Genomic DNA, 13156 nt, shown 5'->3' with positions numbered 1-13156 from the left:
CCAGTGGATGGCGGCGACTGTTGAGTTTTATCAATCAATCCAACCTAAAAATCAACTTAACAAATATATGACTTAGCGCAACACTGCACTCCATTGCGACCCCATCAAGAATAAAAGAGGTGTCTATGGCAGGTTTCGACAAACGCGTGAGTTCTTATGAAGAAGCGTTGGAAGGCTTGAAAGACGGCATGACCGTCATCGCCGGCGGCTTTGGCCTGTGCGGTATCCCGGAAAACCTGATCGCCGAGATCAAGCGCAAGGGCATCCGCGACCTCACCGTGGTGTCCAACAACTGCGGCGTCGACGGCTTCGGCCTCGGCGTACTGCTGGAAGACCGGCAAATCCGCAAGGTGGTCGCCTCCTACGTGGGCGAAAACGCCCTCTTCGAGCAGCAACTGCTGAGCGGCGAAATCGAAGTCGTGCTCACCCCACAAGGCACCCTCGCTGAAAAAATGCGCGCCGGCGGCGCCGGCATCCCGGCGTTCTTCACCGCCACGGGCGTCGGCACGCCGGTGGCCGAAGGCAAGGAAGTGCGTGAATTCCATGGCCGCCAGTACCTGATGGAAGAATCCATCACCGGCGACTTCGCCATCGTCAAGGGCTGGAAGGCCGACCATTTCGGCAATGTCATCTATCGCCACACCGCGCAGAACTTCAATCCGCTGGCCGCCACGGCGGGCAAGATCACGGTGGTGGAAGTCGAAGAAATCGTCGAGCCCGGCGAGCTGGACCCGACGCAGATCCACACCCCTGGCATCTACGTCGACCGGGTCATTTGCGGCACGTTCGAAAAACGCATCGAACAGCGCACCGTGCGCAAGTGATCCCCTGCCCCCGGCCCGAATGAAGGAATAACACCATGGCACTTTCCCGCGAACAAATGGCTCAACGCGTCGCCCGCGAAATGCAGGACGGCTACTACGTGAACCTGGGCATCGGCATTCCGACCCTGGTCGCCAACTACATTCCCGAAGGCATGGAAGTCATGCTGCAATCGGAAAACGGCTTGCTCGGCATGGGCGCATTTCCCACCGAAGCCGAAGTCGATGCCGACATGATCAACGCCGGCAAGCAAACCGTCACCGCGCGCATTGGCGCGTCGATCTTTTCCTCGGCCGAATCGTTTGCCATGATCCGCGGCGGCCACATCGACCTGACCGTACTGGGTGCGTTCGAGGTGGATGTCGAAGGTAACATTGCCTCGTGGATGATCCCCGGCAAGCTGGTCAAGGGCATGGGTGGCGCGATGGACCTGGTGGCCGGCGCCGAGAACATCATTGTCACCATGACCCATGCGTCCAAGGACGGCGAGTCGAAACTGCTGCCGCGTTGCAGCCTGCCACTGACCGGCGCCGGGTGCATCAAGCGGGTGCTGACCGACCTGGCCTACCTGGAAATCCAGGATGGCGCCTTCATTTTGAAAGAACGTGCCCCAGGCGTCAGCGTCGAGGAAATCGTCGCCAAGACCGCCGGCAAATTGATCGTGCCGGACCACGTGCCTGAAATGCAGTTCGCTGCCCAGTGAGGAGAGATTCGATGCAAGAAGTCGTGATTGTCGCCGCTACCCGTACCGCCATCGGCAGTTTCCAGGGTTCGCTGGCTTCCATTCCCGCGCCGGAACTCGGTGCAGCGGTGATTCGGCGCCTGCTGGAGCAAACCGGCCTGTCCGGTGAGCAGGTCGATGAAGTGATCCTCGGCCAGGTGCTGACGGCGGGCTCCGGGCAAAACCCGGCTCGCCAGGCGTCGATCCTCGCTGGCCTGCCGCATGCGGTGCCGGCGTTGACCCTGAACAAGGTCTGCGGCTCGGGACTCAAGGCGTTGCACCTGGGCGCCCAGGCGATTCGTTGTGGCGACGCCGAAGTGATCATTGCCGGTGGCATGGAGAACATGAGCCTGGCCCCGTACGTGTTACCGGCCGCCCGCACCGGCCTGCGCATGGGCCACGCGAAAATGATCGACAGCATGATCACCGATGGCCTGTGGGATGCGTTCAACGATTACCACATGGGCATCACCGCCGAGAACCTGGTGGACAAGTACGGCATCAGCCGTGAAGAACAGGATGCCTTTGCCGCCGCGTCCCAGCAGAAAGCCGTCGCCGCCATCGAGGGCGGCCGCTTCGCCGATGAGATCACACCGATCCTGATCCCCCAGCGCAAGGGCGATCCCGTGGCGTTCGCCACCGACGAGCAACCGCGCGCCGGCACCACCGCCGAATCCCTGGGCAAGCTCAAGCCGGCCTTCAAGAAGGACGGCAGCGTCACTGCGGGCAATGCGTCCTCGCTCAATGATGGCGCCGCCGCAGTGATCCTGATGAGCGCCGAAAAAGCCAAGGCCCTGGGCCTGCCGGTGCTGGCGAAAATCAGTGCCTACGCCAATGCCGGCGTCGACCCGGCCATCATGGGCATTGGCCCGGTCTCGGCCACCCGTCGCTGCCTGGACAAGGCCGGCTGGTCGTTGGACCAACTGGACCTGATCGAAGCCAACGAAGCCTTCGCCGCCCAATCGCTGGCGGTAGCCCGGGAACTGAAATGGGACATGGACAAGGTCAACGTCAACGGCGGCGCCATCGCCCTGGGTCACCCCATCGGTGCGTCGGGCTGCCGCGTGCTGGTGTCGCTGCTGCATGAAATGATCAAGCGCGACGCCAAGAAAGGCCTCGCCACCCTGTGCATCGGCGGCGGCCAGGGCGTGGCCCTGGCACTGGAACGGGCCTGACCGGCGAAGCGTTCAACGGTGGTTGCTCGGACCCACGAACATCCGCGCAATCACTGGCAACACCACCGGCGTAACTTCGGTTGCGCCGGTTTTTTTTGCCTGTTGGTTTTGCGCATGACTGGCCGGATCGGACTCTGGTGCCCTTCATGTCGTCAACATCGGTGTACCTGACGGAGCGGTCCATTGTGGCGAGGGGATTTATCCCCGCTGGGCTGTGGAGCGGCCCGAAAGCAGTGAACTCAACCTTCCTGACACACCGAGTTGCTTGGTTTGGGGCCGCTTCGCAGCCCAACGGGGATAAATCCCCTCGCCACAGAGGTAGGTGCTCGCCTAACCAGGACAGATTGCCGAACTGTTTTTAGCAGAAAACTGTTTGTCAGGTCCGCGCACCAAACCGATCACGGCTGTTGGTCAGGTGCAGCCACATCCCGTGGCGAGGGATCGGTGTCGATTGGCAGATTCGTGCCGGCCACCATTCCACGGTGGAAGCGAGCCTGCTCGCGATGGCGGTGGCTCAGGCGACGGCGAATTGTCAGGTCCGCGCACCAAACCGATCACGGCTGTTGGTCAGGTGCAGCCACATCCCGTGGCGAGGGAGCTTGCTCCCGCTGGGGCGCGAAGCGGCCCTGAAGCCTGACGGCTCGGTGTCTCAGGCAAAGGCTTGGGTCTGCTGCGCAGCCCAGCGGGAGCAAGCTCCCTCGCCACAAGGGATCGGTGTCGATTGGCAGATTCGTGCAGGCCACAGGTGGGAGCGAGCCTGCTCGCGATGGCGGTGGCTCAGGCGACGGTGAACTGTCAGGTCCGCGCACCAAACCGATCACGGCTATTGGTCAGGTGCAGCCACATGGCGGCTCGGGCGGCGTCGGGGTCTTGGCGCTTGATGGCATTGAAGATCGCTTCGTGCTCGAGATTGGCCAGTTGTGCCAGCTTGCCCAGGTCAGCCTGGCCGCGCTCGGCCACGTTCACTCGGGTCCTGGGGATCATCGCACTGCCCAGGTGCTGCATGATTTCGACGAAACAGGTGTTGTCCGTGGCCTCGGCGATAAGCAGATGAAAACGCCGATCGGCTTCGACGCAACTGTCGTTGTTGCTGAACAACCGCTGATAGTCATCCAGCGCCTGGCGCATCTGCTGCAACTGGCGCTCGCTACGACGCTGGGCCGCCAAGGCGGCCGCCTGGGTTTCCAGGCCCAGGCGCAACTCCAGGATGCCCCGCACACCGGCAGCGGTGTCGACATTGAGGCGCAGCCCGGGCTCGTCGCTCTGCTCCAGCACAAAGGTGCCGATGCCGTGGCGGGTCTCCACCAGTCCCGAGGCTTGCAGCTTGGAAATCGCCTCGCGCACCACCGTACGACTGACCCCATGCTCCTGCACGATGGCCCCTTCCGATGGCAGTTTCTCCCCCGGTTTCAGTTGCCCCAGCAGAATGCTCTGGCTGAGCTTCGCCACCAAGTCATGGGCCAGGTTGTGGGTGCGCTTGCGCAGCGGGGCTTCAGTGTCTTGCATCGCCAGGGTTCCTCGAAAACAGGCTAAGCAATCCTACCATCAGCGGGCCCGGAAATGATCATCGTGAACGCTTAACTTGTATGACAACACTCAAGTTAGAGCGAAATCCCATCCATAACTGACCCAGCACAACCATCACTTCCCGCAGCCGCTTCGCATCATAAATCCCAAAAACCCACCGAATAACCCAACAATTACGGCATAAAAAATCCAGCATTCCTTTCCATTTGTCATCAAAAACCCCTTGTCATCGAAAAAATTCAAGTTGTATGATGTCTATCAACATCGGCACCTGCACGATGCCCCGCATAAAAATAACGAGTGGGAGAAAAACCAAGTGAACACATCCAGCCTCAAGGCGAATGCCGGAGCGGATCCGGTGCTGCTGTCGGCCATTGCCAAGGTCAAGCGCCACATCCTGCCGCTGTTCGTCATCATGTTTATCGTCAACTACATCGACCGTGTGAACATCGGCTTCGTCCGTGCCCATATGGAGCACGACCTGGGGATCGGTGCCGCCGCCTACGGCTTAGGTGCCGGCCTGTTCTTCATCGGCTACGCGCTGTTCGAAGTCCCGTCCAATATCCTGCTGCAACGAATCGGCGCGCGTATCTGGCTGACTCGCATCATGCTCACCTGGGGCCTGGTGGCGGCGGCCATGGCCTTCATCCAGAACGAAACCCACTTCTACATCCTGCGTTTCCTGTTGGGCGTGGCCGAGGCCGGTTTCTTCCCTGGGGTGATCTATTACTTCACCCGCTGGTTGCCAGGGGTTGAACGCGGCAAAGCCATCGCCATCTTCCTCAGCGGCTCGGCCATCGCATCGCTGATCTCCGGCCCGCTGTCGGGGTTGCTCCTGCAAATCAACGGCCTGGGCATGCACGGCTGGCAGTGGATGTACTTCATCGAAGGGATGTTCTCCGTCTGCCTGTGCGTCTTCGTCTGGTTCTGGCTGGACTCCAAGCCCCACGATGCCAAATGGTTGAGCCGTGAAGAACAAGACGTGCTGGTCAAGACCATCGACGATGAACAACGCGCACGAGAAGCCGCTTCGCCGATCAAACTGTCCATCGGCCAACTGCTCAAGGACCGCCAGATCATCCTGTTCTGCCTGATCTACTTCTTCATCCAGCTGACGATCTATGCCGCCACCTTCTGGCTGCCCAGCATCATCAAGAAGATGGGCGAGCTCAGCGATATCCAGGTCGGGATGTTCAACTCGATCCCGTGGTTGCTATCGATCGTCGGCATGTATGCCTTCGCCTCGCTGTCGGCCAAATGGAAGTTCCAGCAGGCCTGGGTCGCAACCGCCTTGCTGATAGCCGCAGCCGGGATGTTCATGTCCACCACCGGCGGGCCGATCTTCGCCTTCGTCGCCATCTGCTTCGCGGCCCTGGGCTTCAAATCCGCGTCGTCGCTGTTCTGGCCAATTCCCCAGGCCTACCTGGACGCCCGGATCGCCGCCGGGGTGATTGCGCTGATCAACTCCGTGGGCAACCTCGGCGGGTTCGTCGCCCCCACCACCTTCGGCCTGCTGGAAGAACACACCGGGTCTATCCAAGGCGGCCTCTATGGCCTGGCGGCCACCTCGATCATCGCCGCGATCATTGTGTTCGCCGCACGCAATACGCCTAAACCCAAATCTGCAACGACGCCGGCCAATCCTCCTGCCGCCAGTCACGCCTGATCATCAAGGATAAGCGCACATGACCACCCCAGAAGCCAGCAAAGCCCCGATCATCACCAGCATGCAGATCGTCCCCGTGGCCGGTCACGACGGCATGCTGCTGAACCTCAGTGGCGCCCATGGTCCGTTTTTCACCCGCAATATCGTTATTCTCAAGGACAACGCCGGCCACACCGGCGTGGGCGAAGTGCCCGGTGGCGAACGCATTCGCCAGACCCTTGAAGACGCCCGTTCGCTGGTGGTCGGCAGCCCCATCGGTACGTACCAGAAGATTCTCAATACCGTGCGTCAGGCGTTCGCCGACCGCGACGCCGGCGGCCGTGGCCTGCAGACCTTCGACCTGCGCATCACCATCCACGCGGTGACCGGCCTGGAAGCGGCGCTGTTGGACCTGCTCGGCCAACACCTGGACGTACCGGTCGCCGCCCTGCTCGGCGAAGGCCAGCAACGCGATGAAGTGAAGATGCTCGGCTATCTGTTTTATGTGGGCGATCGCCAACAGACCGACCTGCCTTACCGCAGCGAGCCGGACGCCGACAACGACTGGTTCCGTGTACGCCACGAAAAAGCCCTGGACGCCGACGCCGTGGTGCGCCTGGCCGAAGCGGCCCATTCGCGCTACGGCTTCCAGGACTTCAAGCTCAAGGGCGGCGTGCTCCAAGGCGACGCGGAGATCGAAGCGGTCAGCGCATTGGCCGAGCGTTTTCCCCAGGCCCGCATCACCCTGGACCCGAACGGTGCCTGGTCACTGAAAGAGGCCATTCGCCTGTGCCGCGACCAGCACAAGGTGCTGGCCTATGCCGAAGACCCTTGCGGCGCCGAGAACGGCTATTCCGGTCGTGAGGTCATGGCCGAATTCCGTCGCGCCACAGGCCTCAAGACCGCCACCAACATGATTGCCACCGACTGGCGCGAGATGGGCCACGCCATCACCTTGCAATCGGTGGACATTCCCCTGGCCGACCCACACTTCTGGACCATGCAGGGTTCGGTACGGGTGGCGCAGATGTGCAATGAATGGGGCCTGACCTGGGGCTCGCACTCCAACAACCACTTCGACATTTCCCTGGCGATGTTCACCCACGTGGCCGCTGCGGCACCGGGCGAGATCACGGCGATCGACACGCACTGGATCTGGCAGGACGGCCAGCGCCTGACCAAGGCACCGTTGCAGATCCAGGGTGGCTGCGTGCAGGTGCCGAAAAAGCCAGGGCTGGGGATTGAGCTGGACACGGATCAGTTGGCCAAGGCCCATGAGTTGTACAAAGGCATGGGCCTGGGGGCGCGGGACGATGCGGTGGCGATGCAATACCTGATTCCAGGCTGGACGTTCAACAACAAGCGGCCGTGCCTGGTGCGCTGAAGGAATCATAAAACTCCTTCAGGTGGGCACATCCAATGGGGTGGTCTTGGATTTTATGACCACCGCAAACTCTTGTGGCGAGGGAGCTTGCTCCCGCTCGGTTGCGCAGCAACCGCCCGAAGGGGCCTGCTGCGCAGCCCAGCGGGAGCAAGCTCCCTCGCCACAGTCATCATTTACCTTCAGGCTTTTGTGAAATCTAACCCTCCGGCCGCAGGATCAACACCGCCAACGGCGGCAAGTTGAGTTCCAACGACAGGGCCTGGCCATGGCTGGGCACTTCTTCGGTGGAGGCACCACCGCCATTGCCATAGTTGGAACCGGCGTAGGTGTCGGCATCGCTGTTGAGTAATTCGACCCAGCGCCCGGCGAACGGTACGCCGACCCGATAGGCCTCGCGCGGCACCGGCGTGAAGTTGGCGACCACCAGCACCGGCCGGCCCTCCTTGCTCCAGCGCAGCCAAGCGTAGACGCTGTTGAGCGCATCGTCACCAATCAACCACTGGAAACCCTGGGGCGCATCATCCTGGTCATGCAGCGCCGGTTCTTCGCGATACAGACGGTTCAGATCGCTCACCAGTTTCTGCACGCCACGGTGCTCAGGGTATTGCAGCAGGTACCAGTCCAATTGCTGGTCGTGGTTCCACTCGCGCCATTGGCCGAACTCACACCCCATGAACAACAGCTTCTTGCCGGGATGGCCCCACATGAAGCTGAGGTAGGCCCTCAGGTTGGCGAATTTCTGCCAGCGGTCACCGGGCATCTTGTCGATCAGCGAGCGTTTGCCATGAACCACTTCGTCATGGGAAATCGGCAGGACGAAGCGCTCGGACCAGGCATACACCAGGCCGAAGCTCAGTTCGTTATGGTGATGGGCGCGGTACACCGGGTCTTGCTGGATGTAGTGCAACGAATCGTGCATCCAGCCCATGTTCCACTTGTAGGCGAAGCCCAGGCCGCCCTGCTGGGTGCTCTGGCTGACGCCCGGCCAAGCCGTGGATTCTTCGGCAATGACCAGCGCACCGGGGGTTTCCAAGGCCACCACGTCGTTGAGGTGCCGCAAAAAATCGATGGCTTCCAGGTTTTCCCGTCCGCCATGGCGATTAGGCACCCACTCGCCGGCCTTGCGCGAATAGTCGCGGTACAACATCGAGGCCACGGCATCCACTCGCAGGCCATCGACGTGGAAATGCTTGAGCCAGTGCAGCGCCGACGCCAGCATGAAGCCGTGCACTTCAGTGCGACCCAGGTTGTAGATCAGCGTGTCCCAATCCTGGTGGAAGCCTTCCAGCGGGTTGCCGTATTCGTACAGCGCGGTGCCGTCGAACTGGGCCAGGCCGTGGGTGTCGGTGGGAAAATGCGCCGGCACCCAGTCGAGGATGACCCCGATACTGGCCTGGTGGCAGGCGTTGACGAATGCCGCGAAATCGTCCGGCGAACCAAAGCGTGCCGTTGGCGCGAATTGCGACAGCGGCTGATAGCCCCAGGAGCCGCCGAATGGGTGCTCCATGATCGGCATCAGCTCGATATGGGTGAAGCCCAGGTCCTTGACATATGGGATCAGCCGCTCGGCCATTTCATGCCAGTTGTATTGCCGGGCCACCTCCCCCGCCTCGTCGATTTCGCACTGCCAGGAGCCGGCGTGCAATTCGTAGATCGACAGCGGCGCACCCGGGAGCTGCCGCTCGCGACGGTGCTGCATCCACTCGTCGTCCTGCCACTCGATCTTCAGGGGGGAGGCAACTTTCGACGCCGTGTCTGGCGGCATCTGGGTGGCCAGGGCCACTGGGTCGGCCTTGAGTGGCAAGATGCCGTGGGCACCGAGGATTTCATACTTGTAACCCTCACCGGCACCCAGCCTCGGGATGAATATCTCCCATACGCCGGACGGATAACGGATGCGCATCGGATGCCGACGCCCGTCCCAGACGTTGAAATCCCCGACCACCGAAACGCGCCGGGCATTCGGCGCCCAGACAGCGAACCGCACGCCGTCGATGCCATCGACGGTGGTCAGTTGCGCACCGAGGCAGGAACTGAGGTCGCGGTGATTGCCCTCGCCAAACAGGTAAAGGTCCATCTCCCCCAACAACGGACCGAAGCTATAGGGGTCTTCGGCAACTTGCTCGCCACCGGCCCAACGGGTGCGCAGCAAGTACGCCTGGGCACGGTCGAAATGGCCGACGAACAGCCCCGGGGTTGCGGTGGGTTGCAGTTCCCCCAGCTCTTCGCCGCCATCGCGGGCCAGCACATGCACGCTCAGGGCACCGGGCAGATACGCGCGAATGAATTGGCCGCCGGCGCCGTCGCCATGAGGTCCCAGGATGGAAAACGGGTCGTGGTGTTCGGCGCGCACCAGCGCGTCGATGTCATGGGGCGCCGGCAGCAACGACTCTTTGGCCTGCCCCTGTGGTTCTTTGTTCGAGACACTCATGATTCTCTCCACTAAATCGGTCCGGCTACGTCGGAAAAGGGTTGCAGCCCACTCAATAACCCGACCAGACCGTGCAACGGCACGGGCAGCCAGGTGGGGCGATTCTCGGCTTCATAGGCCACTTCATAGGCCGCCTTCTCCAGGCCGAACAACGCCAGTGCGGCGTCTTCGCCTTCAGCATCCTTCCACTCATGGGCAAGACTAGCTGCCGCCAGCCGATATGCCTCGACAAATGCCTGGCGAGCCTCTTTCAGATAACGATCAGCGACCCGTTGCCGCGCCGCATCGGCATCAGCCGTACTGTCGACGGTGTGCAAGTGAATCGCCATGGCCGCGGCATAATCGAAGGAACGCAACACGCCGCTGACGTCCTTATAAGGGCTGTGCTTGCCCCGTCGTTCATGCAATGGTCGCGCCGGCTCACCTTCGAAGTCGATCAGGTAGGCGTCGCCCTTGATCACCAATACCTGCCCCAGGTGCAGGTCGCCATGGACGCGAATGCGCAAGCCTCCTTCAGCCTTGCCAGCCAGTGCCTGGACATGGGCCAGGACGGTTTTCTTGTGCTCCAGCAAACGTGCGACCATGGCCTGGTCCGCCGGGTTCAATTGGCCTTGGTTCTGCTTGAGCAGGCGCAAGGCGTTTTCCACTTGGGCAGCCACGTCCTTGCCGATGGCCTGGGCTTGCTTGGCGTTGGTGGCCTGCGGCGCGAAGTCCGGATCGTCGGTAGCCTGGGCCAATACCTGGTGCATTTCCCCCAGGCGCTGGCCGAGCATGCCGGCGAAATCCTTCAGTTCGCCCAGGGCGTTGTAATGCTGCTCCTGCTCGGACACCGCGTCCGCCAGCTCATCGCGCAGGGCGCGTTCGAGGTTGTTCTGGGTCCATTCCCAGGCGTCGCCCTGATTGCTCAAGTAGCCCTGGGCGATCATCAGCAGCGCATCTTCACCCTGGGCGTCGCGGCGAACCACCGAACCCAGCAACGGTGAAATATTGCCGAAACCGGCAGCAGTCAGGTAGGCGCTCATTTCCAGTTCCGGGTGCACACCCGAGGCGACCTTGCGAATCAGCTTGAGCACGAGGCTGCTGCCCACCACCACCGAACTGTTGGACTGCTCGGCGGACAAGTAACGTACCTCTGGTTCGTCTCCCAGGTTCAGCGCGGCCAGGCCTTCGGTGGGTTCGAAGCGCAACTCACCTTCGGCAAACGGCAGCACCGTGGCGGCCTGCATGCTGTGCAGCACGGCTCGCACGAAGCTTTCCAGGCTGAATGCATCGGTGATCAGGCCCACCTGACGCACCCGACGCACCCGCGACAACGCCAGTTGCTGCGGCAACGCCGCACCGACCTGGTCTTCGGCGAGCAGGCCGAACGGCAGCTGATAACGCAGGGTCTGACCGCCACTGGTGACATCGATTTCGCTGAGCAGCACCGGGTGCTGCGGGTCACCAAAGCGCACGCCATAGACAATCTCGACCTTCTCGATCGCACTGTCCTTGCCGGCGAACCAGCGCCGGTTCTGCAGCCAGCTCGGCAGGATGGTTTGCTCCAGCGTGGTGCGCGATGGCGCTTCGAGCAATTCTTCCAGGCGTTTTTTCAGCACCAGGGTGGTGAAGTCCGGCAGGCTCTGGGCCGGTTCCACGTGCCAGCTCGGCATCTGGTTCTCTGTTGCCAGGGCGAACCAATAGAAGCCGTACGGCGCCAGGGTCAGCAGGAAATTCAGTTGGCCGATGGGTGGGAAGGCGTTGCCGCCGAGCATCTCCACCGGGACCATGCCGGCGTAGGTCGACAGATCCAGTTCAGCAGCCTGGGCGCTGCGGGACACGTTGGCCACACAGAGGATGATTTCGTGCTTGCCGTCAGGCCCGGTGTATTCGCGGGTATAGGCCAGGATCCGGCGGTTGCTCGGCGAGAGCATCTTCAACGTGCCACGGCCGAAGGCCTTGGACTGCTTGCGCACCGCCAGCATCCGCCGTGTCCAGTTGAGCAGCGAGTGCGGATCGCCCGCCTGGGTCTCGACGTTGACCGACTGGTAGCCGTACTGCGGATCCATGATCGGTGGCAGCACCAGGCTGGCCGGGTCGGCGCGGGAGAAACCGCCATTGCGGTCGATGGACCACTGCATCGGTGTACGCACGCCATCACGGTCGCCCAAGTAGATGTTGTCGCCCATGCCGATTTCATCGCCGTAGTACAGCGTCGGCGTGCCGGGCATCGACAGCAGCAGGCTGTTGAGCAACTCGACGCGACGACGGTCGCGCTCCACCAACGGCGCCAGGCGCCGACGAATGCCCAGGTTGATACGCGCCCGACGGTCGGCGGCGTAGTAGTTCCACAGGTAGTCACGCTCCTTGTCGGTGACCATCTCCAGAGTCAACTCATCGTGGTTGCGCAGGAAAATCGCCCACTGGCAATTGGCGGGGATCTCCGGGGTCTGGCGCAGGATATCGGTGATAGGGAAGCGATCTTCCTGGGCCAGCGCCATGTACATGCGCGGCATCAGCGGGAAGTGGAAAGCCATGTGGCATTCGTCACCGTTCATCCCCTGGGCGTCGACATCGCCAAAGTACAACTGGGTGTCTTCCGGCCACTGGTTGGCTTCGGCCAGCAACATGCGGTCGGGGTAGTTGGCGTCGATCTCGGCGCGGATCAACTTCAGGACGTCATGGGTCTCGGGCAGGTTTTCGTTGTTGGTGCCGTCGCGCTCGATCAAGTACGGGATGGCGTCCAGGCGCAGGCCGTCGATGCCCATGTCCAGCCAGTAGCGCATCACCGACAACACGGCCTTGATGACCTGCGGGTTATCGAAGTTGAGGTCGGGCTGGTGGGAATAGAAGCGGTGCCAGAAATACTGGCCCGCCACCGGGTCCCAGGTCCAGTTGGACTTCTCGGTGTCGAGGAAAATGATTCGCGTGCCGTCGTATTTGTGGTCGTCATCGGACCAAACGTAGAAGTCCCGCGCCTTCGAACCCGGCTTGGCCTTGCGCGCACGCTGGAACCAGGGGTGCTGGTCCGAGGTGTGGTTGATGACCAGCTCGGTGATTACCCGCAGGTTGCGCTTATGGGCTTCGGCAATGAACCGCCGCGCATCGGCCATAGTGCCGTAGTCGGCGCTGACGCCACGGTATTCGGCAATGTCGTAGCCGTCGTCGCGCCTGGGCGAAGGATAGAACGGCAGCAGCCAGATGGTGTTGACACCCAGGTCGGCGATGTAATCGAGCTTTTCGATCAGGCCGGGAAAGTCACCGATCCCGTCGTTATTGGAGTCGAAATAGGATTTTACGTGGACCTGGTAAATCACCGCATCCTTGTACCAGAGCGGATCTTTGATGAAGGTGGCAGACCGGGGTTTCTTCGCCATTTGCAACTCCTGATGAATTCAATAAAGCCGCTGGAGCAAGCTTGTGAGGTCTATGTGGCAAGGGCGCTGTTGCAGGAAGCTGTTGTGTGGCGAGG

8 protein-coding genes are annotated in these 13156 nt (G+C 61.8%); 5 read left to right on the top strand and 3 right to left on the bottom strand.

Going from position 1 to position 13156, the window contains the following annotated elements:
• Nucleotides 1–125 precede the first annotated feature (125 nt).
• The 3 genes from BLT00_RS00745 to BLT00_RS00735 are packed head-to-tail and all read left to right on the top strand — an operon-like array spanning nt 126 to nt 2718.
• On the top strand, nt 126–824 hold the full coding sequence (locus BLT00_RS00745; protein WP_063322042.1) for a CoA transferase subunit A: 699 nt from the start codon (nt 126–128) through the stop codon (nt 822–824).
• Nucleotides 825–859: 35 nt separating this feature from the next.
• Complete coding sequence (locus tag BLT00_RS00740; RefSeq protein ID WP_003180355.1) at nt 860–1525, top strand: CoA transferase subunit B; 666 nt, start codon at nt 860–862, stop codon at nt 1523–1525.
• An 11-nt stretch (nt 1526–1536) separates the two neighbouring features.
• Nucleotides 1537–2718, top strand: a complete 1182-nt coding sequence (locus BLT00_RS00735; RefSeq protein ID WP_092145523.1) for an acetyl-CoA C-acetyltransferase — start codon at nt 1537–1539, stop codon at nt 2716–2718.
• 795 nt (nt 2719–3513) lie between these two features.
• Here the strand turns inward: BLT00_RS00735 and BLT00_RS00730 are convergent.
• The gene (locus BLT00_RS00730) at nt 3514–4224 is read right to left on the bottom strand and encodes a FadR/GntR family transcriptional regulator (protein WP_063322044.1); all 711 of its coding nucleotides are present in this window, start codon (nt 4222–4224) and stop codon (nt 3514–3516) included.
• Nucleotides 4225–4561: 337 nt separating this feature from the next.
• On the opposite strand from BLT00_RS00730, the gene BLT00_RS00725 reads away from it, so the two are divergent.
• Nucleotides 4562–5911 carry an MFS transporter gene (locus BLT00_RS00725; protein ID WP_092145713.1) on the top strand — a complete coding sequence of 450 codons (1350 nt, stop codon included), beginning with the start codon at nt 4562–4564 and terminating at the stop codon, nt 5909–5911.
• A gap of 19 nt (nt 5912–5930) precedes the next feature.
• Complete coding sequence (gudD, locus tag BLT00_RS00720; protein ID WP_092145518.1) at nt 5931–7274, top strand: glucarate dehydratase; 1344 nt, start codon at nt 5931–5933, stop codon at nt 7272–7274.
• Nucleotides 7275–7470: 196 nt separating this feature from the next.
• Here the strand turns inward: gudD and glgB are convergent, their stop codons facing one another.
• Together glgB and treS are read right to left on the bottom strand one after the other, a co-directional pair.
• The gene (gene glgB / locus BLT00_RS00715) at nt 7471–9705 is read right to left on the bottom strand and encodes a 1,4-alpha-glucan branching protein GlgB (protein ID WP_072348887.1); all 2235 of its coding nucleotides are present in this window, start codon (nt 9703–9705) and stop codon (nt 7471–7473) included.
• Between the two features lie 11 nt (nt 9706–9716).
• Nucleotides 9717–13061 carry a maltose alpha-D-glucosyltransferase gene (gene treS, locus BLT00_RS00710; RefSeq protein WP_063322047.1) on the bottom strand — a complete coding sequence of 1115 codons (3345 nt, stop codon included), beginning with the start codon at nt 13059–13061 and terminating at the stop codon, nt 9717–9719.
• Nucleotides 13062–13156 lie beyond the last annotated feature (95 nt).

Source organism: Pseudomonas sp. NFACC51, from assembly GCF_900103575.1.
Taxonomy (GTDB): Bacteria; Pseudomonadota; Gammaproteobacteria; order Pseudomonadales; family Pseudomonadaceae; genus Aquipseudomonas; species Aquipseudomonas fluorescens_Q.
The sequence above is the reverse complement of the archived record's forward strand: the minus strand, read 5'-3'. Positions and strand labels throughout refer to the sequence as shown.